This is a genomic window from uncultured Caldilinea sp., from assembly GCF_937128415.1.
Taxonomy (GTDB): Bacteria; Chloroflexota; Anaerolineae; order Caldilineales; family Caldilineaceae; genus Caldilinea.
The window spans coordinates 109,229-131,038 of the sequence record NZ_CAKZMJ010000006.1 but is presented as its reverse complement, the minus strand read 5'-3'; the positions used below and the strand labels follow the sequence as shown (position 1 = coordinate 131,038).

15 protein-coding genes and 1 CRISPR repeat array are annotated in these 21,810 nt (G+C 59.4%); of the genes, 5 read left to right on the top strand and 10 right to left on the bottom strand.

Features of this window, described 5'->3' with window-relative positions:
- Position 1: 1 nt before the first annotated feature.
- Positions 2–3,937: a CRISPR direct-repeat array (repeat unit 36 nt; unit sequence GTCTAGGCAACGATCCAACAGCGAGGATACTGAAAC).
- 159 nt (positions 3,938–4,096) lie between these two features.
- The 8 genes from Q0367_RS00900 to Q0367_RS00865 form a co-directional block, all read right to left on the bottom strand.
- Positions 4,097–4,468 (bottom strand): PH domain-containing protein, encoded by a 372-nt coding sequence (locus tag Q0367_RS00900; RefSeq protein WP_298980656.1) that lies wholly within the window; start codon positions 4,466–4,468, stop codon positions 4,097–4,099.
- A gap of 293 nt (positions 4,469–4,761) precedes the next feature.
- Positions 4,762–5,115, bottom strand: coding sequence for a hypothetical protein (locus Q0367_RS00895; protein WP_298980655.1), 354 nt, complete (start codon positions 5,113–5,115; stop codon positions 4,762–4,764).
- 309 nt (positions 5,116–5,424) lie between these two features.
- The gene (locus Q0367_RS00890) at positions 5,425–6,315 is read right to left on the bottom strand and encodes an amino acid ABC transporter permease (protein ID WP_298980653.1); all 891 of its coding nucleotides are present in this window, start codon (positions 6,313–6,315) and stop codon (positions 5,425–5,427) included.
- 94 nt (positions 6,316–6,409) lie between these two features.
- Positions 6,410–7,372, bottom strand: coding sequence for a transporter substrate-binding domain-containing protein (locus tag Q0367_RS00885; protein ID WP_298980652.1), 963 nt, complete (start codon positions 7,370–7,372; stop codon positions 6,410–6,412).
- 21 nt (positions 7,373–7,393) lie between these two features.
- Entirely contained in the window at positions 7,394–8,995 is a 1,602-nt protein-coding gene (locus Q0367_RS00880) for an NAD(P)/FAD-dependent oxidoreductase (RefSeq protein ID WP_298980651.1), read from the bottom strand.
- 27 nt (positions 8,996–9,022) lie between these two features.
- Positions 9,023–10,117: a glycoside hydrolase family 172 protein gene (locus tag Q0367_RS00875; RefSeq protein ID WP_298980650.1), complete on the bottom strand. Its 1,095-nt coding sequence runs from the start codon at positions 10,115–10,117 to the stop codon at positions 9,023–9,025.
- A gap of 157 nt (positions 10,118–10,274) precedes the next feature.
- Positions 10,275–11,402 (bottom strand): aromatic ring-hydroxylating dioxygenase subunit alpha, encoded by a 1,128-nt coding sequence (locus tag Q0367_RS00870; protein ID WP_298980649.1) that lies wholly within the window; start codon positions 11,400–11,402, stop codon positions 10,275–10,277.
- Positions 11,403–11,472: 70 nt separating this feature from the next.
- Entirely contained in the window at positions 11,473–12,426 is a 954-nt protein-coding gene (locus Q0367_RS00865) for an integron integrase (RefSeq protein WP_298980648.1), read from the bottom strand.
- 252 nt (positions 12,427–12,678) lie between these two features.
- On the opposite strand from Q0367_RS00865, the gene Q0367_RS21015 reads away from it, so the two are divergent.
- A complete protein-coding gene (locus Q0367_RS21015; RefSeq protein WP_363325819.1) occupies positions 12,679–13,179 on the top strand; it encodes a sigma factor-like helix-turn-helix DNA-binding protein in 501 nt (166 codons plus the stop codon).
- Positions 13,180–13,772: 593 nt separating this feature from the next.
- Here the strand turns inward: Q0367_RS21015 and Q0367_RS00860 are convergent.
- Entirely contained in the window at positions 13,773–14,423 is a 651-nt protein-coding gene (locus Q0367_RS00860) for a response regulator transcription factor (RefSeq protein WP_297639655.1), read from the bottom strand.
- A complete protein-coding gene (locus Q0367_RS00855; protein WP_297639651.1) occupies positions 14,420–15,160 on the bottom strand; it encodes a sensor histidine kinase in 741 nt (246 codons plus the stop codon). Before Q0367_RS00855 ends, Q0367_RS00860 begins: the two co-directional genes overlap by 4 nt.
- A 372-nt stretch (positions 15,161–15,532) precedes the next feature.
- Here Q0367_RS00855 and acs (Q0367_RS00850) point away from each other — a divergent pair, with 372 nt between their 5' ends.
- The 4 genes from acs (Q0367_RS00850) to Q0367_RS00835 all read left to right on the top strand — a co-directional run bounded on the left by acs (Q0367_RS00850) (position 15,533) and on the right by Q0367_RS00835 (position 21,784).
- Positions 15,533–17,446 (top strand): acetate--CoA ligase, encoded by a 1,914-nt coding sequence (gene acs / locus Q0367_RS00850; protein WP_297639648.1) that lies wholly within the window; start codon positions 15,533–15,535, stop codon positions 17,444–17,446.
- 178 nt (positions 17,447–17,624) lie between these two features.
- The gene (gene acs / locus Q0367_RS00845) at positions 17,625–19,505 is read left to right on the top strand and encodes an acetate--CoA ligase (protein ID WP_298980646.1); all 1,881 of its coding nucleotides are present in this window, start codon (positions 17,625–17,627) and stop codon (positions 19,503–19,505) included.
- Positions 19,506–19,627: 122 nt separating this feature from the next.
- Complete coding sequence (locus tag Q0367_RS00840; RefSeq protein ID WP_297639642.1) at positions 19,628–19,966, top strand: DUF4212 domain-containing protein; 339 nt, start codon at positions 19,628–19,630, stop codon at positions 19,964–19,966.
- Between the two features lie 36 nt (positions 19,967–20,002).
- Positions 20,003–21,784, top strand: a complete 1,782-nt coding sequence (locus tag Q0367_RS00835) for a sodium:solute symporter family protein (RefSeq protein WP_298980645.1) — start codon at positions 20,003–20,005, stop codon at positions 21,782–21,784.
- Positions 21,785–21,810: the final 26 nt, after the last annotated feature.

The following is a 21,810-nucleotide window of genomic DNA, read 5'->3' as shown; positions in this document are numbered from 1 at the left end:
GGTCTAGGCAACGATCCAACAGCGAGGATACTGAAACTGTCGGCCGGGACGTCGCCTGGCGGTTGAACTGCGGTCTAGGCAACGATCCAACAGCGAGGATACTGAAACATGCAGTGCGGATTCACTATCGTGAATCCGCACTGGGTCTAGGCAACGATCCAACAGCGAGGATACTGAAACTGTCGTAAATCCTGACAAGTTTACGACCGCCTGAGGGTCTAGGCAACGATCCAACAGCGAGGATACTGAAACGACATCGACGTGCCTCGAGCGCCGGCATTGTATGCGGTCTAGGCAACGATCCAACAGCGAGGATACTGAAACCTATGGGTACTCGGCGGTACATCTTCGACGGCTGGGTCTAGGCAACGATCCAACAGCGAGGATACTGAAACTGACCACGCCACAGCACCATCGCACCGGATGCGTGGGTCTAGGCAACGATCCAACAGCGAGGATACTGAAACCTTGACAGCCTTACGCCGTGCGCTGTCTCCAAAAAGGGTCTAGGCAACGATCCAACAGCGAGGATACTGAAACTCCTGTTGTTGCTCCTTGGCTTTGTCGTAAACTCTGGTCTAGGCAACGATCCAACAGCGAGGATACTGAAACATGTGGTCGGCCTCTGGCAGCGCATGCCAGCGTCGGGTCTAGGCAACGATCCAACAGCGAGGATACTGAAACGCCAGAGCGACGGTCCGTACGGTAACTGATATAGGGTCTAGGCAACGATCCAACAGCGAGGATACTGAAACCAGACTGGACGTTGCCACTCCGGTCATGTTGATTGGGTCTAGGCAACGATCCAACAGCGAGGATACTGAAACGAACCAGTACCAACGTTGAGTTGAATTGCGTACGGGGTCTAGGCAACGATCCAACAGCGAGGATACTGAAACGGAAGGTAACACGGGGACACAAATGCAAGTTGGCGGTCTAGGCAACGATCCAACAGCGAGGATACTGAAACCGTGAAGCGCCCGAAGGCATGCCGGCGAGTTTTGTGGTCTAGGCAACGATCCAACAGCGAGGATACTGAAACTGGAACCAACCGTCATTGACACGCCAACAACGTTCGGGTCTAGGCAACGATCCAACAGCGAGGATACTGAAACTCAACAACGATATCGAACGTACAACCAACCTGCCTGGTCTAGGCAACGATCCAACAGCGAGGATACTGAAACGACGCAGACGCCGTCTGGCCGCTCGAACAACCACAGGGTCTAGGCAACGATCCAACAGCGAGGATACTGAAACTACGGGCCAGGGCTGTGGAAGGCTGTCCAGCAGTGGGGTCTAGGCAACGATCCAACAGCGAGGATACTGAAACCGGCCTCGGCGGCGGCCAGGAGGGCCGTATCGACTGGTCTAGGCAACGATCCAACAGCGAGGATACTGAAACGAGATACACTTGGACGTGCGCACGGCGAAGTCGAGGTCTAGGCAACGATCCAACAGCGAGGATACTGAAACGACGGTCGAAAAAAACCACGAGCGACATCGTCCCAGGTCTAGGCAACGATCCAACAGCGAGGATACTGAAACTCGCTGGTCCGCCAACACCTCTCGTGGCGAAATATGGTCTAGGCAACGATCCAACAGCGAGGATACTGAAACTTAAAAAGCTGTGCGCCGGGGAGGCGTTTGCCTATGGGTCTAGGCAACGATCCAACAGCGAGGATACTGAAACTGAAACCAGCCGTCGCTGACACGCCAACAACGTTCGGTCTAGGCAACGATCCAACAGCGAGGATACTGAAACGTTATGCGATATCGGCAGTGGACGTTGTGTTTGTAGCGGGTCTAGGCAACGATCCAACAGCGAGGATACTGAAACCACGCCGCAGAACAAACGTTCACACTGCGGCACAAGCGGTCTAGGCAACGATCCAACAGCGAGGATACTGAAACCGTGTTGCGACCGAGAACGAATGCATGTATCGTTCCGGTCTAGGCAACGATCCAACAGCGAGGATACTGAAACGCATTGTATGCCTCCTGCACGGCCGCCGGCATACGGGTCTAGGCAACGATCCAACAGCGAGGATACTGAAACGAACGGTGCGGCGTTGGCGCTCCCGCACTGTACCAGGTCTAGGCAACGATCCAACAGCGAGGATACTGAAACTTGATATGGATTGCGATTTCTGTATCCTTCGGGTGGGTCTAGGCAACGATCCAACAGCGAGGATACTGAAACTTAAAAAATTGTGCGCCGGGCAAACGCTTGCCTAGGTCTAGGCAACGATCCAACAGCGAGGATACTGAAACTTCGAACAGCCACAGACGACCACGAAGAGCTGCTGGGTCTAGGCAACGATCCAACAGCGAGGATACTGAAACAGCGGGGACACTACAAAACGACCAACCAGCCACCCCGGTCTAGGCAACGATCCAACAGCGAGGATACTGAAACTTTTCTCCTCTTTTGCTTTGTCGTAGATACGAATAAGGTCTAGGCAACGATCCAACAGCGAGGATACTGAAACGACGTGGTACCGACGTTGAGTTGAATTTCGTACGGGGTCTAGGCAACGATCCAACAGCGAGGATACTGAAACGACGGTCGGAAAAAACCCCTGGCGACATCGTCCCAGGTCTAGGCAACGATCCAACAGCGAGGATACTGAAACTCGTGGTCGCCGGCAGCGACGATGCGGCGCCATATGGTCTAGGCAACGATCCAACAGCGAGGATACTGAAACACGCCATCGAACAAACGTTCGGCCTACGACACAGGGTCTAGGCAACGATCCAACAGCGAGGATACTGAAACCGCATCAGGCGCAATGGTGTTGTGGCGTGGCCAAGCCGGTCTAGGCAACGATCCAACAGCGAGGATACTGAAACAAAAAAACCCGGAGCGGAGCGGACGTGGTCGACTCGGTCTAGGCAACGATCCAACAGCGAGGATACTGAAACTCGAGCAACGTCGTCCCACCCGAAGTCGAGCAAGAGGTCTAGGCAACGATCCAACAGCGAGGATACTGAAACGTTCTGGCTGAGCGTTTGCGTGCCGCTGCCCTGGCCGGTCTAGGCAACGATCCAACAGCGAGGATACTGAAACCGCACGACGTCATCCCAGCCGAAGTCGAGAAGTAGGTCTAGGCAACGATCCAACAGCGAGGATACTGAAACGGCCGAGCGGAGCGTAGCGAAGCCAGGCCGGGCTTGGTCTAGGCAACGATCCAACAGCGAGGATACTGAAACGAATTTCCATCGTGTTCTGATGCCGGCCGGTCGGAGGTCTAGGCAACGATCCAACAGCGAGGATACTGAAACGGCGGGAATCAACCGGAGACCAACCCGCTCACCAAGGTCTAGGCAACGATCCAACAGCGAGGATACTGAAACGTAGACTGTGACATGGCACGGGTTCGGCTAGATCCAGGTCTAGGCAACGATCCAACAGCGAGGATACTGAAACGGTGGTCCAGTTGTACGTCAGATCTATTCCGACATCGGTCTAGGCAACGATCCAACAGCGAGGATACTGAAACGGCCACGTGTTGATGGTAGGTCCGTCGTCTCTTCCCGGTCTAGGCAACGATCCAACAGCGAGGATACTGAAACTGCGGTGCTTTACATATTTTTTACAGACACTCCTCTTGGTCTAGGCAACGATCCAACAGCGAGGATACTGAAACATTCAGCACGCTTTGCACAACTCCAACGACAGCACGGTCTAGGCAACGATCCAACAGCGAGGATACTGAAACGGTCACGATTTCGTAGCCGTCTTGCACTTTTTGCGGTCTAGGCAACGATCCAACAGCGAGGATACTGAAACAAGCGCTGCGCGATACGCTGCTTGTGCAGCGCAGCGGGTCTAGGCAACGATCCAACAGCGAGGATACTGAAACCCTCGACGCAGAGCGCCGGAACCGGCGGCAGGACGGTCTAGGCAACGATCCAACAGCGAGGATACTGAAATGGTTTCAATCGTTGGGGCTTGGCCGACGAAAATGGGGGGATAGACAACGCCCAATAGCGAGAATATTGAACATCAGCTGCATGCGGACGAGAGGAGCGTATCGGTTCATGCGCTGGTTTAGGCAGGCCAGCACTTGTGAGCAAGGCGCTGCCCCCGCGCTTAAGACCTGCTCTGGTTGAGCATCTGATTCAGGATGAAACGATAGGCCCACTGCGCTTTGTCTACTCCCCGGAACTCGAAGGAAAAACTACCTGCCCCCGTAATAAGAGTGATCTGGCTGCTCTGAAAGATGATTCCCTCGTCAGCCGCTGCAACGCCAATGACTTGGTTGTACGGAATGGAAACCATCGCCTTCTTCTTGAAAAGTATACCTTGGTCATAGAAGATAATGCGTCGGTCTGTGATCCCTACAAATCCCGTGCCTCCACCTTTGCAGTCATAGACTGCATATAGCGTTTCGCCAGGGAGGATGTAAGCTGCAATGCGTTTGTACTGACTCTCGTTGTCAAAGATGACTTTGACTTCTGGCATTCATCGACTCTCCTCGATCCTGAGCGAGAAAGCTTCTTGCCTATTCTCATTTTAGTGGCCCACTCCGGCGAGAGTCGCGCCAGCCCAAGCGCAGCAGGGGGCAGCTTCATCCGCATGTTAGCCTGGCTGGTCGGAAGAAAGAACGAGCCACACAACGATTCTTAAGGCGCCGGGATTTGACAGACGCAACTCATCGGTAGTTAGAGGGTAAGCGGCACAAACTTCTCACCAATTGTTTCATCTTCGTTTTTCCAGCTGCATTTGCAATTAAATGACGTTCCCGTATCAAGGGTTCATGCAGCAGGTATGGATACACTGTGTCCTGGTGGCAGGCTCTTGACAGGAAAGACCTTGTCGAAATTATCACAAAGCGGGCTTGATCTCCCCTCAGGAATTTCGATCTCTAGCGTTATATCTTTAGCAACTGCCTGACCTGCATTTGTAACCACTACGCGCTTCGTGTTTCCAACTTTCTGCAGTTGACAGATGATATCCGCTTTCGTCTGACTGGACAATTGCGCATTAGCCAATTCGAGTTGTTTCGCAGCCAGTTCGTTCTGCTTTTTCTGAAGCGACCAGCTGTGCCACAAAGAGAGAGCGGCAATTACAACTGCAACAACAGATAGCAGGAGGTTAGCTATTTCCATTGTGACACTCTAACAACACCAAGCTCGGCTGCTGTGACCGAGGCGGCGAAGCCGCCAAGAAAGCAGTCGGCTGCAGCGAGATGTTGGACGATTAGCTTCACCGTGTACGATCGCGGCGTCCGACGATAATTGCGACGAGATTAACGACCGAAGTGGTGGCTTCTGCACATAAGGCTGCTTGACGGTAATCAGCTATACAGCCTTATCTGCGCTCTTTCCAGAGTTTTCCGTGTAATCTTTTGCATCGGCTGTCCACGGGAAAGGCGCTCTTCGGCACCGGCCTTCCTATTTTTCCAGGCGCGAATGCCATTATCTCCGATCAGACCGCGCCATGCGCCCTTCCAGCCGCGCCAGGAGCCACTCCGAGACGATCGTGAGCACCCAATAGATGGCGGCCGCCAGCAAAAACATCTCCATGTACTTGCTGTCTCGCCGCGCAAAGCGGTTGGCGCGGTAGGTGATCTCCCACACGCCCATCACCGACACCAGCGACGAGTCCTTTTGCATAGCGATGAACTGGTTGCCGACCGCCGGAATGATGATCTTGATCGCCTGCGGCAGGACGATCAAGCGCAGCGTCTGCCAGCGGCTCATCCCTAGCGCTGCGGCAGCCTGCCACTGTCCCTGGCTGACCGACTGGATGCCGGCGCGGAAGATTTCGGTCATGTAGGCGCCGTAGTTGAGGCTGAGCGCCAGCACGCCGGACTGAATCGCAGTCAAGATGAAGAGCGCACCCAACCAGGGATACCCACGCGCGGCGATCTGCTGTCCGATCTGCGGCAGGCCCAGGTAGATGATGAAGATCTGCACCAGCAGAGGCGTGCCGCGAAAGATGGAGACGTAAAAGGTGGAGAGGCCGTGAAAAAACGAATTGGTGGAAAGGCGCCCCAGTGCGCCGAAGAGGGCGATGATCGACGCAATGGTTATGGAAACCAGTGACACGCCAAGGGTGACGCCGATGCCCAACAGGACAAATTCGGCGTTGTTGACCGTATAGCCAAAGTCGATGTTGAGGAAGGAAAAGACAAACCAAAGGATGGCGAAGAGCGCGATCCACACCGCAAAGACGCGGATGCGTTGCAGCCTGCGTCGGCGTCGCTCCTGCGCCAGAAGATGTGCGGCGAAGGCCTCCTGATCCTGCTTGCGCGTCAGATCATAGTGTCTACGGGAAGCAGGTTCTTCGCCCGCCCGTGCTGTCATGACGTCTTCCTTTCTTCCAGCAGAAGAGGAGACTGACGGTCAGCTCAGTGCTGCGCAACGCCGCCGGCCAGTCTCCTCCCCCGCACCGTTCCTGCTACTGCTCCAGGCGGTCCAGGTCAAACTCCGCCGCCGCCGTGGTCAAGTCCACCCCGTAGTACTGCTCCGACAGCGCCAGCAGCACGCCTTCGGCATGCAGTTCCTGGATGGCTTTGGTGACAGCCTCGCGGAAGGCGGTCGTGTCGTGAGGAGCGGATTTGTCGATGGCGCCTGCTAGGTACTCAAAATAGACGGGATCGCCAAGCTGCTTGAGCGGGCCGCCGTTTTCGATGTAGGTTAAACCGGTCGGCTGCGCGGTCAACACGGCGTCGAGGCGCACGCCGTCGCCCAGCGCCAGGTCTTCCAGCGCAGGCACGTCGGTGTCATAGCCGACGATCTGGGCGTCGCTCACTACAAATTCAATGGTCTCGCCGGGGATGCTCAGCGTGCCGTCCAGATAGGACTCGTAGGTGCAGCCCGTGCAGACGCCGATGCGCTTGCCGGAGAGGTCGGAGGGCTGCGTGAAGGTCGTGTTGTCCTGATGCACGAAAAAGGCCGCCGGCGTCGTGTAATAGGGCTGCGTGAAGTACAGGTTGCGCATACGCTCCGGTGTGATCGTCATGGAGCCAATGCTCAAGTCCCAGCGACCGGCCCAACCGCCGGCGGTGATCAAGGTCCAGTCCGGCGTAACGAAGCAGGCTTCCACGCCCAGCTTCTCGGCGATGGCGACCGCCACGTCGATGTCGAAGCCGCTGAACTGATTGGCGGGCCGCTCGTCGCCGGTGCATTTGGTGTCGGCCGGCGGTGCAACGCCTGCAACCAGCTCCGACTGCGGCGGATAGGCAGGGTCGGTGGAGACGATCAGCTTGCCGCGCTGTTGCACAATGGAGAGCAAATCGGCGGCGGGCGCTTCTTCGCTGACAGGCGTCGCCGCCGTCGGTGCAGCGACCGGCATCTGGCACGCGCTTAGCGCCAGCAGGATGAGCATCCACAGGGAAAGGTGCATCGTGCGTGACTTCATCAGGTTCCTCCTTGCTTGTTCTTAAATCAATCCGGACTCCAACACTTCCAGCGCCGCGTTGCGGCCGTTGATGCCGATCACGCTGCCGCCGGGATGCGTCGCCACGCCGCAGAGGAAGAGGCCGTCCATCGGCGTGCGATAGGCCAGCCGTTTGTCCCACATGTAGTCTGGCAGAATTTCGCCCTGGAAGATGTGGCCGCCGACCAGCCCCACTTTTTCTTCGATGTGCGGCGGGCCCAGCACCTCCATGTGTTCGATGGCGTCGGGAAAATTGCTGACATAGCGCGCGATCGAAGCGACGGCCAGCTTGCCGACCTCCTCCCGACGACTTTCCCAGTCCCCGTCTGCAAAGGTGTGCGGCACATATTGCGCAAAAACGCTCATCAGATGGCGGCCTGCGGGTGCAATGCTGGGATCGTACGTTGTCTGGATGTAGAGTTCGGTCCACAAACGCGGCGGCAAGTGACCAGCCTTGGCGAGGGGATGATACTCTTTCCACTCTTGTTTTGTCAAGGGCGTGTTAATTTGCCCTCGATGCAGCTCCTGCGAGTCCGGCCGCGCCGTGAAGATGGGCAGCTCGCGCAGCGCCAACGTCACCTTCACCGTGCAGCCTTCCTGCGGGATCGCCTCGACCTGCGCCCGCCAGCGGCTGTCCGCAGCGTCGCCCAGCAGGCGCAGGGTGGTGCGCGGGTCGGCGTTGGAGATGACCACCGGCGCGTGGATGCGTTCGCCGCCGACAAGCTCCACACCCTCGCCGGGCAAGATGCGCGCCACCGGCGTTCCCGCTGCAATCGTGGCGCCGAGGTCGCGCGCGATGTCGGCCAGGATGAACGAGACCATGCCCATACCTCCGCGCACGTAGCCCCACGTGCCCACCGTGCCGAACAGCCGCCCCGACGAGTGATGGAAGTTGATGGAGGCGGTGCCGGGATCGTGCGGGCTGGCGTTGGTGCCGATCACCCCTTGGCCGAGATAGGCGGTTTGCAGCCGTTCATCGTGAAGATACTCCTCGACGTACTCCACCATCGACCAGTGCAGCACCAGGTTGCGCGCCTCCGGGTCGTTCTTCAGACGGTCCTCGATCATCTCTCGGGACGGACGTCGGCAGAGCCAGATGTCGTCTTCCGTGGGCGGGCGCAGGGCGTTGCGCGCGCGGCGCATGACGTCGGTCATGGCGCGCCAGCCCGCCACATCGCGCGGGGAGAGGCGGCGAATTTCCTCCTCGCAGCGCTCGTCGTCATCCCAAAGCTGGATGCTTTCGCCGTCGTCGAAAGGAACGAACATGCCGGCGGTGGCCGGCGTCCAGTGAAAGCCGTAATCGACCATGCGCAGCTCGTCGATGACGATCGGATGCAGCAGGCCGCACAAATAGGCGCACGGCGAGACGCGGTACCCCGGCCAGGTCTCTTCGAGCGTGCACGCGCCGCCGAGCCGGTCGCGCGCCTCCAACACAAGCACGCGCTTGCCGGCGCGCGCCAGATAGGCGGCGCAGGCGAGGCCGTTGTGACCACCTCCTACTACGATGGCGTCCCAGCGCTGTTGGGCCAGCTCGCGCACCGGCGCGGGCAGACCGACGCGGCCCAGCGCGCTGCGCGCAGAGGGTTGTGAAGGAGTCGACGTCATGATTGGCTTCCTTTCCGAAAATTGTCCCTAAATCACTTCACATTCATTCAACGTCGGCGCCGGCGGGAAGGAAGCGTGCGGCTCCGTCTGGTACCAGAAGGCGGTCGAGGCGATGTCATCCTGCAGGGGCAGATAGCGCGGCTTGCCCTCGAGCGGAGAGCGCCAGCCCAAGGCCTGGATCGTCACGCGCAGGTCCTGCTGAAAGCGAATGGGGTCCAGGATGTGCCAGCGATACATGCCGAAGCGCTGCTGGCTGCGGTAGAGGCCGTCGGGCTTGATCACCTGGGGCAGGCCGCTGTATGGCCCGCTGAAGACGCCGTACTGCCCGGGCGGGAACTCAAAGTTCCAGGCGCCGCCGAAGTAATCCTCGGTGCCTGTGCCGCAGATGGTCGGCCACTCCTCATCGCCGTCCAGATAGAACTTGATCTCCCCTTCGCCCCACCAGCCGTTGTTGTGGACGCCCCAGGCGATGTAGGTGCCGACGTAGTGGCCGCGTCCCTGCACGCCGTCGAGCAGGGTGTGCACGGTGGCGTAGGGCAGCGGGTTGCTGCGCCGCCACTGAGCGTGAAAGTAGGCGCACTCCTCCGGCACTTCGGTCAGGGCGTAGGTGATCTGGTAATAGAAGCCGTTGACCGGGTCGGGAGAGAGGTTTTCGACCGTGATGCGCGCCCGCTTGCGAAAGGGCATTTCCCAGTAGCTGTTGAAGCCGCCGGCCGGGTTGACCGCCACCGCCAGCGAGGTGATGTTGCAGCGTTCGCACCAGCCGTTGGCGAAAAAGTCGCCCAGAGGCGTCTCCACCGAGGGCGTCGGTTCGTCGTCCCAGTAGAAGCGGAAGAGCAGGCGTCGCCAGGCCGAAGGATGCACCGTCAGCCAGATGTGCTGAATCACGCCTGGTCCGTCGATGGCGGCGAGCGTCACCGTGGCGTTGCCGGAGATGTTGATGCAGGGGGAAATCTTCCAGCCCTGTCCCAGCTCCCGCGCGGCGACGGCGCCGGTTCCCTCCATGGCGCGACCGCCGCCGCCCTTGCGCCCGTCCGGGTTTTCGGCGCTGATCGAACGGGTGACCGCATCCGACAGCCGGGACAACCCACCCAGCCCTGTGCTGAATCCTGAAAATGGCATACTTTCTCTTTAATCCTTTCTAAACAGAACTGCAATAGAGTTGGAGTCGCTGTCACGCCGGAGGCGTGACCTGCGTGAGCCGCTGCGCCCCGCCGGAGGCGCTGCTTGACGCAGGTTCGGCCTTCGACCGGACGCACACGAGGAGCGGCGATGCTTTTTATCCTGCTTGAAGCAGATACTCCGCCACCAGCCGCTGAAAATGATGGACGCCATTCTCCCGTTTCACCGAGAAGCGCCCCTGGTTGTAGGCGCGCGAGTGCAGGTTGCGTTGCACCGCGTTGCAGATCTCCATGTCCTCGCGCTGAATTTCATCGCTGAAGGCGATCGACTGCTGCATCGATTCCCAGCCTTCGCCGCTGCCGGGGTGCTTGAACCACCACTCGAAGATGGTGAGGGTGCGCTCCACGTCCAGCGGAACGATGATGTTGATCTGCATGTTGTCCGGATAGAAGTTGAGCATCAGGTTGGGGAAGACCCAGTAGTAAAGCGCCTGTTGCTCGCCGTCGCTGCGCAGATAGCGGCGGTCGCGGCCGGGGATCTGTCCAGAAGGCGGCACCGGACGGATCGGCGCATGTTGCGATGAATAGTAGCGGAAGGTTTCGACGCGGTATTGCTCGTAGTCGATTTCACGATAGAGGCCTGGATGCGCAATCGGGATGTGGTAGCCTTCCAGGTAGTTGTCGACGTACACCTTCCAGTTGCAGTCGACGTAGTAGTCGCGGCGCTCGACCGGCTGCATCGAGGCGATGTCGAAGCCGGCGCGCGCCACTTCCGTCGGAATGTCGCCCAAAAACTCCAGGAGGGAAGGCGCTTCGTCGTCGAGGTTGACGAAGACGAACGGCCCCCACTCGGTCACGCGCACCGCCTTCAAGCAATAGTCCTCAGGCGACCAGTTGCGCACGCCCTCGAACTCCGGCGCATTGAGCAGTCGTCCATCGAGCGCATATGTCCAGCCGTGATAGCGGCATTGCAGCGACTTGCGGTTGCCCTTGCCCACCGCCACCGGCCCGGCGCGATGCAAACAGACGTTGTGAAAGCCGCGCAGGGCGCCATCCTGGCCGCGCGTGATCACGAGCGGCTCGCCGTAGAGGTCGTAGGTGAAAAAATCCCCCGGTCGCTGCACCAACGCAGTGGAGCCGACCCACTGCCAGGTGCGGTAAAAGATGCGCTCCTTTTCCAGCGCCAGCAACGCAGGATCGGTGTACCAGCGCGCCGGCAGCGTCCACGCCTCGTCGAGGCGGTCGGTGGGCGTGTAGTCGGAGAGGAGGGTTGAGGTGCTCGTCATGCGGTCAACTCCCGTGGCTCACTTTGAGGATCCTCGAATTTTGCGCAAACGGTCTGCGGAGCCAAGGCCTTCAATCCAGCGGACTTCGCACCGCCAGCCCGTTGCGTTGAAGAACATGCGTATAGATCATCGTGGTCTTGACGTTTTTGTGACCCAGCAGCTCCTGAACGATGCGAATGTCGTAGCCATTTTCGAGCAGATGGGTGGCGAAGGAATGACGGAAAGTGTGCGGGCTGACGCGTTTGGGGAGGCCGGCGGCCCGCGCCGCCTGGCGAACCGCCTTTTGCACGCCGCTTTCGTCGATGTGGTGACGGCGCACGACGCCTGTTCTTGGGTCCACCGAAAGACGGTCGGAGGGGAAGACGTATTGCCAGATCCACTCGCGGGCGGCGTTAGGATACTTGCGATCCAGTGCATCGGGCAAATAGACGGCTCCGTGGCCGCGCGCCAGGTCCTGCTCATGCAGACATTTCACCCACTGCAGATGGGCCCGCAAAGGCTCGCTCAGAGACTCGGGCAGCATTGTGACGCGATCTTCGTTGCCTTTGGCGTCGCGCACAACGATGGCGCGGCGCTCGAAGTCGATGTCCTTCACGCGCAGGCGCAGCGCCTCTAGGAGACGCAGCCCGCTGCCGTAAAGGAGCTTGGCGATCAACTGATGAACGCCGGTCATGTGGATTAACACTTGCCTCACCTCCTCGCGGGTGAGGACAGAAGGAATGCGTTTATCGCGGCGGCCGCGGGCCGCCTGAATCGGTCCGAGCGGTTGATTCAACACATCCCGATACAGAAAAAGGATGGCGCTGAAAGCCTGATTCTGCGTGGAGGCGGAAACGCTCTCGTCCACTGCCAGATGCGTCAGGAAGGCCTCCACCTCTGCGGCGCCCATTTCGCCGGGATGGCGCTTATGGTGATAGAGGATAAAGCGTTGGACCCAGTGCACATAGGCCTCTTCGGTCCGGAGGGAATAGTGCTTCCGGCGGACGACCTCGCGCACGCGGTCTAGCAGTTTCCCAGACGACATGGACGAAATCCTTTCAGAGAAGGCTCCGAAAAATTCTGTATTGACCGAGCCCCAGCTCTGCCTTATAGTGTGAAGAGATTCTTACAGTGCAGCTTTGAGCCTGTGTATTATACGGAAAAATTCCGCAAAGGCAATGTGGAATATAAACATTTACGGAATCCGTCTAAAGGAGCTAAATCCGGAATCCGTTTAATCGATGGTTGGGCGGTAGATATTCCGCTGTTTCGAGTAGAAAAAAATATAGTCAGAACAATGAGTCTGAGGACACAAGTCGAAGGTCTCAACAAGCTATTGACAGCTGTATACGGCAGGGATACACGCCTAAGTACCCTTCTGCAAGACCTGGGCTTCAGTCCTCAGCAAATTGAGATTCTTCGCCGACAGCACGCTCAACAAATCGTAGAATCGTACATTGCCCTTCTCAAAGAGCGCATAGTCGCGGACTCGGATGGCGAACGACTGTACGAAATCATCAAACATCGCTTTGGCTTAGATGGTGAACAGCCACAGACATTGCAAAGTCTAGGCGAGAAGTTTGGAATCAGTCGTGAGCGTGCGCGCCAACTTGAGCAGAAAGCTCTCAAGCGATGCAGGATTAGGTCAAGATTGAAGTCTTGGGAAGTAGGACTGTACGATATAGCCTACTCACTCTTGGATGCCTCGGATGCTTCGGTTCTCCGAGAATGGCAATGCAAGGCTGAACACAGAAGAATACAAGCGCATTGGCGGGGTAATCCGCAGGGTGGACAATAAAGAAGTTATTGCCTGGTTGAGAACTGTGTCTGAAGACCAACGTCAGTACGGCCCGGTGTTACCTTGAGTTGGGCGAGACTGAAACTGCGTGGCGTCACTTCCAAGAAGGTGAAGCCGCCTTGTCGTCGTGCGTGAAGCAGTATTACTCTTCGATTATTGGAGTCAATCCGGCCATCTTCTTGCATCCCGCTTTGGCGGATTCCATTTCGCTTAAAAGGCTGACCCGCTTATTGCGGCATTATGATGCATCTCTCACCGAGAATTCAACGTTTGAAAGCCTGAGAAGGGCGATTGGGACGACGGCAGGCCAAAATCCAGAGACCTGGCTGCGGAGATTGCCCGCCTCTGGATGGAACCATGATGTAGATGGATGGGAAAAGAGAGTCCTTGGGCGCCGGTCTCGAAGCGGGGATGAAATGGTCAGGCAAGTCTTGCCGCGTCTATTGCGCTCTCAGCGCGTGGAATTCATCCAGACGATGACCCGAGCAAAGCAGCGAAGACGGACTGAACAGAATCGAGAATGAATTACCCAATCCGGATTGCTGGAGTTTCCTGGGCCAGAAACAACCGGCCAGCGGACAGAACTCCGTTCTCTAGCGAGCAGCTCCCCTTCTGAGAAACCAGGCCACCGCCTCCGTGCGGTTGGCGACGCCAAGTTTCTCATAGATGTTTTTCAGGTGAAAGCGCACCGTGTTTTCGCTGACGGAAAGGGCGGCGGCGATCTCGGCATTGGTGGAGCCTTGGGCCAGCTTCTCCAGCACTTCCAGCTCGCGCTGAGACAGCGCAGAGGCCTCGCCAGGACGCCTGCCACCGCTCATCATCCAGCGCTGCGCCGCGCGAGGAAAGACCAGCCGTCCTTGCGCCACCTGTCGGATCGCTTCAATCGTCTGCGTGGGAGACTCGGTCTTCAGCGCAAATCCTTCGGCGCCATAATGCAACGCCTTTTGCATGCTTTCGCCATCGCCGAAGGCCGTCAGGATGAGCACGCGCACGGGCAGCTCCCGTCGCCGAATTTCCGCCAGCGCGTCCAACCCGTTGGAGGGCATCTGTGCATCGACGACGGCGACGTCGACCGCCGAAGCGGCGCGCTCCAGAAAGTCCAGCAGCTCCCGACCGTTTTGCACGATCTGGACGACTTCCATATCCGGTTGGCGATCGATCAACGAGCGCAACCCCTCGGTGACAAGCGCGTGGTCGTCCGCCAACACAACGCGAATGCGACGATCACAGGATGAACGGTTCATGGCTCGTCCGCGACGGAGAACGACTTCTCGGGGGGATCCAGCGGAATCGTGACAAGGATTTTTGCGCCTTGGCCTGGGCTGCTCTCGATGCGAAAGACGCCGTTGAGCAGCGCAACGCGGTCGCGCATTCCCAACAGGCCGATGTGGTCGGCGTGGCTGCTTTCGATCGGGTTTTCCAGGTCAGGAGGCTCGAAACCGCGCCCGTTGTCCGCCACCTCCAGACAGACCTTTCCCGGCTCTCCCCACAGACGCACATAGTGCTCGGCGACGCCCGCATGACGATTGGCGTTGGAAAGCGCCTCCTGCAACACTCGATAGAGAGCGATTTTGACGGCCAGCGGCGCGTCCTCCGGCGCGGCGTCCATTTCCAGATGCACGGTGGCGCCCGTCCATTCTTCATGCTGGATGACCAGACCCTCCACGATCGACGAGAGCGAACGCTGACGAAATTCAGGGGGCCGGAAGGTGCCAAGAAAATATTTGATTTCGTAGAGCGAAGACTCCAGCAACATTCCCACCTGCGCCAGACGCGCGGTGATGTCCGGCGGCGCGCCTCGCTCCGCCAGGTCATTTTGAACGCCGGTTAACAGCGAAAGCGCCGAGAAAAGATATTGCACCGGCCCGTCGTGAATGTCGAGCACGATGCGCGCCAGCTCCTCCTCCGCCACCGAAAGGATGCGATGGGAGGGAAGCGCAGAGGTTTTCGCAATTACGCCGGACGGATTGTTATCAACCACGAGATCGGGCGGCGTTGAAATAACGGCGCACTCCCTACACAAACGGGTAGGCGCACCTATCGTTCTATCCAAGAAAAACTATCGCGATGGGCGTTGAAGATTTAGAGCGAATTTGTATTCTATTCTATGAAGTTGGTGTAATCATGTCAACTGAGGCGCTCTCCCTGCGAGGGACGGATCGGTCGATTGGGTTCGCTTCCCGGGGGCGTCCGACGGTCAACGGCTTCCCGTTTGCTTTCCAGACGATTTCCGGTTTAAATAGATTCGCTGCAGCCCTGACAATTTTCTTGTCAGCACTACAGCGCAACGCCATCGTTTGCAGATCTCACGATTGAAACGCCACATCGGTATTGCAAAGGAGGAAACCGTCCCATGGTTGAAGCTGTGGAAGCGATCTCTACCAGCAAAGAGATCTACTATCCATCAGAAGAGGTGATCGCCAACGCCAATGTGCCGAATTATCTGGAAATCCGTCAGAAGGCGTGCGAGGACCCCATTCCCTTCTGGGATGCACGCGCCAAAGAGATGATCGACTGGTATGAGCCGTACACCCAAGTGCTCGACGCCAGCAACCCGCCCTTTTTCAAATGGTTCGTCGGCGGCAAGACGAACATCGTCCACAACGCGCTCGATCGCCACGTCAAGAGCTGGCGCAAGAACAAACTGGCGCTGATCTGGGAAGGCGAGAACGGCGAGCAGCGCACCTATAGCTATTTCAAGCTGTGGAAAGAAGTCAACCGCTTCGCCAATGTGCTCAAGGCGATGGGCGTCAAGCGCGGCGACACGGTGACCATCTACATGGGCCGCGTGCCGGAGCTGCCCATCGCCATGCTGGCGACGGCCAAGATCGGCGCCATTCACAGCGTGGTCTACGGCGGCTTCTCCGAGCAGGCGCTGGCCGACCGCATCTCCGACGCGCGCAGCAAGCTGGTCATCACCTGCGACGGCGCCTGGCTGCGCGGCAAGACCGTCAACTTGAAGGACATCACCGACGAAGCGGTCAACCGCAGCCCGGTTGTGCAGAAGGTCATCGTTTACAAGCGCACCGGTCAGGATGTAAAAATGACGCCCGGCCGCGATTTCTGGTGGCACGAGCTGATGTCGCTGCCGATCGCCAGCCCCTATTGCGAAACCGAGGTGATGGACGCCGAAGACCCGCTCTTCATCCTGTACACCTCCGGCACGACCGGCAAGCCCAAGGGGCTGATGCACACCTGCGGCGGCTATCAGGTGCACATCGCCACGACGCTCAAATATGTCTTCGATATCAAAGAAGAAGACCGCTATTGGTGCGCCGCGGATCCGGGCTGGATCACCGGTCACAGCTACATTGTCTATGCGCCGCTGATCCTGGGGGCCACCAGCTTCATGTACGAGGGCGCGCCCGCCTACCCTCTGCCCGATCGCTGGTGGGAGCTGATCGAAAAGTACAACATCACGATCCTATACACGGCGCCGACGGCGATCCGCAGCTTTATGCGCTTTGGTCCCGAATGGACGCAGCGCCACGACATGAGCAGCTTGCGCCTGCTCGGTTCGGTCGGCGAGCCGATCAACCCAGAGGCATGGCGCTGGTATTACAAACACATCGGCCGGGAGCGCTGCCCGATCATGGACACCTGGTGGCAGACGGAGACAGGCGGCTTTATGATTACGCCGACGCCGGTCGTGCCGCTCAAGCCCGGTTCGGGCACGCTGCCCTTCGCCGGTATTCAGGCGGACGTCGTGCGCGCCGACGGCACGTCGGCCGCGCCCAACGAAGACGGCTACCTGGTGATCAAGCACCCCTGGCCGGGCATGGCGCGCACGGTCTGGGGCGACCCCGACCGCTACCGCATGACCTACTGGTCTGAATTCGCCGAGCAGGGCTGGTACTTCACGGGCGACAGCGCGCGTCGCGATGAGGACGGCTATTTCTGGATCATCGGCCGCATGGACGATGTGATCAAAGTTTCCGGGTATCGCCTGGGCACGGCCGAGATCGAGAGCGCGCTGGTGGCGCATCCGGCTGTGGCGGAAGCGGCCGTGATCGGCGTGCCGGACGAGCTCAAGGGCAACGCCATCTACGCCTTCTGCATCCTCAACGCAGGCGTCGACGGCGGCGAGGCCCTGGAGCGGGAGTTGAAAGAGCACGTGCGCCACGAAGTCGGCCCGATCGCCGTGCCGGCCAAGATCGAGTTCGTCTCTAGCCTCCCCAAGACGCGCAGCGGCAAGATCATGCGCCGTCTGCTCAAAGCCCAGGTGACCGGTCAACCGCTGGGCGACACGAGCACGCTAGAAGGATGACGCTCAACAACCTTCCAGGAAGCTCCAGGCTTCCTGGAAGGCGTCCGGCGATAACGGGTTTATTTGCATAGTTCGTAGCTAAAACATTATTTCTTCCCAAACACAATCCAATCGACGGCGTTGGCTGCGCTTTCGGCGCGGCGCAGGTTTCTTTTACCCATTTTTCGGAGGTGCTTTCGTGCTCGAACAAATTTTGACTCGAGATGAACGCTTTGAAGCGCCGGCATGGCTCAAAGCGCAGGCCAACCTCAAGGATCTGGAGGCGGAGCATGCGCGCAGCCTGAACGATCCGGAGGGCTTCTGGGCAGAATGGGCCTCTCGCTTCATATGGCTTCGCCCCTGGAGCAAAGTGATGGAGTGGCAGTATCCGAATCATCGTTGGTTCGTCGATGGGGAGACCAACATCACGCTCAATGCGCTCGACCGTCACGCCGACGGTGCGAATCGCAACAAGGTGGCGCTGCTGTGGATCGGCGAAGGCGGCGACGAACGCAAGCTCACCTACTACGAGTTGCGGCGCATGGTCTCCAAACTGGCGAGCGGCCTGCGCAGCCTCGGCGTCGAAAAGGGCGATCGCGTCATCATCTACATGCCCTTGACCATCGAGGGCGTGATTTCGATGCTCGCCTGTGCGCGGCTGGGAGCCATCCATTCCGTCGTCTACGCAGGCATGGGCGTGGGGGCGCTGCGCGACCGCATCCTCGACGCCGGCGCCAAAGTGGTGATCGCGGGCGACCTCGGCATGCGCCGCGGCAAAGGCGTCGATCTGCGCAGCATCGTCGAACAGGCCACCGAAGACCTGCCGCTGCGCCATGTCATCTGGTTTCAGCGCGGGATCAAAGCGGAGCTGCGGCCGCATGAAGTCGACTTCGACGAGTTGCTTGCGCAAAGCAAAGCCGACGTGGAGCCGGTCCCCGTCGACGCCGAACATCCTCTCTACATCCTCTACACCTCCGGTTCAACCGGCAAACCGAAGGGCGTCGTCCACGTGCACGGCGGCTACATGGTGGGGACGACCTATCATCTGCGCAACTTCTACGACGTCAAGGACAACGACATCTTCTGGGCGACCTCAGACATCGGCTGGGTGGTGGGGCACTCCTACATCGTCTATGCGCCGCTGCTGGAGGGCGTCACCTCGGTCTTTCGCGAAGGCGCGCCGGACTGGCCGCATCCGGGCGTCTTCTGGGAGTGCGTGGAGAAGTACGGCGTCAACGTGATGTTCACGGCGCCGACGGCGGTGCGCATGTTCATGAAGTTCGGCCCGGAGCATGTCGAGAAATACGACCTCTCCACGCTGCGCCTGATCGCTGTCGCCGGCGAGCCGCTCAACCCGGAGGCGATGCGCTGGGCGCACAAGCACCTGCTCGATGAGGGTGGACGCGGCTTTGTCGCCGACAACTGGTGGCAGACGGAACTGGGCGCGCCGGCCATCGCCACGCCGATCGTCAAGGCGGCGAAGCCGGGCGCCGCCGGTCTGCCGTTGCCCGGGGTGGACGCCGCCGTCGTGGACATCGAAGGCAACCCTGTGCCCAAAGGCAAGGGCGGGCTGCTGGCGCTCCGACGCCCCTTCCCGAACATGATGCGCACCGTATGGGGGAATCACGCCCGCTACGAGCAGTATTGGAATGAAATCCCCAACTGCTATGCGGCGGGCGACGTGGCGAGCTGGGACGAGGACGGCTATATCTCGGTGTTGGGGCGCAGCGACGATGTGCTCAATGTGGCCGGTCACCGCATCGGCACTGCGGACGTGGAGTCGGCGCTGATCACGCATCCGGCGGTGGCGGAGTCGGCAGTGATCGGCGTGCCCGATCCGATCAAGGGCGAGGCGATCAAGGCGTTCGTGGTGCTGCGCCTCGGCGTGGAGCCGAGCGAGGAAGTGCGCCAGAGCATCATCGAGCACGTGCGCCGCGAGCTGGGGCCGATCGCAGCGCCTGGCCAGGTGGCGTTCACCGAAAAGCTGCCCAAAACGCGCAGCGGCAAGATCGTGCGTCGGCTGCTCAAGGCGCAAGAACTGGGGCAGGACCCCGGCGATCTCAGCACGTTGGAGGATTGAGCCGGAGAAACTGGAGAGCCGGAGGGGAACGATCGGGCGTAGTTGTCTTTCATCTCTTCATTGTGTTCTCTCGTTATTGTGTTCTCTCATTAGTTCATTGAATTCATCAAGGAGGAAGCATTATGACCAAAGTGGCGACGCCCCCCAAAAAGTCGAGCGGCAAGGGCGCCCAGGGCGGTGGCCGGAGAGGAGGAGGCAGACAGGAATGGTCGCCGGAAAAAGCAAGCGCCTATTGGAAGCGCAATCTGCGCCTGATCGGCGTTCTGCTGGCGATCTGGTTCGTCGTCTCGTACCTGCTTGGCCTGATTCTGGCCAATATGCTCTACGGTGTGCGCATCGGTCAGTTGCCGATGAGCTTCTGGTTCGCCCAGCAGGGAGCCATCTTTGTCTTTGTGATCCTGATTTTCGTCTACTGTTGGCTCATGGATCGCATCGACAAAGAATTCGACGTGCATGAATAGCCTTAGACGTCTACGAGCTTACAGGAGAATCCAACCATGAGCGATGTGCAACTCTGGACATATATCGTCGTCGCCATCACCTTTGCGTTTTACATCTGGATCGGTTACACCAACCGCGTGCGCGACACCAAGGGCTTTTACGTCGCCGGTCAGGGAGTGCCGGCCGTCGCCAACGGCGCCGCCACCGCCGCCGACTGGATGTCCGCAGCCTCCTTCATCTCGATGGCCGGTCTGATCTCGACGATGGGCTTCGACGGCGCCATCTATCTGCTCGGCTGGACGGGCGGCTACGTGTTGCTGGCGCTGCTGCTGGCGCCCTATCTGCGCAAGTTCGGCAAATACACCGTGCCCGATTTCGTCGGCGATCGCTACTATTCGCAGACTGCGCGTCTGATCGCCGCCATCGCCACCATCGTCGTCTCGCTGACCTATGTGGCCGGTCAGATGCGCGGGGTGGGCATCGTCTTCAGCCGCTTCGTGGGCCTGCCCATCGAGTGGGGCGTCGTCGTCGGCATGGCGATCGTGGCTTTCTTCGCCATGTTGGGCGGCATGAAAGGCATCACGTGGACGCAGGTGGCGCAATACGCCGTGTTGATCGTGGCGTATCTGATCCCTGCAGTGGCGATCGGCGTCGTGCTCACCGGCAACCCGATCCCGCAGCTTTCATTCACCTTCAGCGACATCGTGCCGCGGCTCAACGCAGTGCAGATTGACCTGGGCTTCAAGGAATACACGCAGCCCTTCCAAAGCAAAACGCAGCTCGATGTGCTCGCCATCACGATCGCGCTGATGGTCGGCACCGCCGGCCTGCCGCACGTGATCACCCGCTTCTACACCACGCCGACGGTGCGCGCCGCGCGCTATTCGGCGGGATGGGCGCTGCTTTTCATTGCGCTGCTCTACACGACTGCGCCCGCCATCGCCGCCTTCGCCCGCTACAACCTGATCGACACGCTGCAAAACGCCACGGTCGCCAACGTGATCGAAGGCGAAAAACAGAACATCTACGAGTTGGTCTACCCGGACGGCACGCCGGTGACGTGGGCGACGAGCTGGCAGCGCACGGGTCTGCTCGCCTTCTACGATAAGAACGGCGACGGCAAGATCGAGCTTCGCCCCGGCGCCGCCTTCCAAGGGCGCAACTTCAAAGCGCCCACCGATGGCCCCAACGAAGTCTTTTTTGACAACGACATCATCGTGTTGGCGAATCCCGAAATTGCACAGCTGGCGCCGATCGTGATTGCGCTGGTGGCGGCGGGTGGCCTGGCGGCGGCGCTCTCGACGGCTTCCGGCCTCCTGCTGGCGATGTCGAGCGCAGTCTCGCACGACATCTACTATCGCATCCTGCGCCCGACGGCGACCGAGCGACAGCGCATGATCGCCGGCCGCACTATGATCCTGATCGCCATCCTGTTCGCCGGTTACTTCGGCATCAACCCGCCCGGCTTCGTCAGCCAGGTGGTGGCGATGGCCTTCGGCCTGGCGGCGGCGAGCAATTTCCCGGCGATCCTGTTGGGCATTTTTGACAAGCGCGCCAACACGGCGGGCGCCATCTGGGGCATGAGCGTCGGCCTTGTCTTCACGTTGGCCATGATTTTGATGATGAAGTCCAATGTCATCTTCGGCACGCCGGCGCCGCTCCTCAATGACTTCATGGGCATCAGCGCCGAAGGGATCGGCACGATCGGGATGATTCTGAACTTCGTCGTGGCGTTTGTCGTCTCGCGCATGACGGCGCCGCCGCCGCAGGAGATTCAGGAGTTGGTCGAATCGGTGCGCATCCCGCGCGGCGCACAGGTCGTCGAAGGCGCACATTGAGGGCGCTCAAAGCAGAGTTGTCCAGA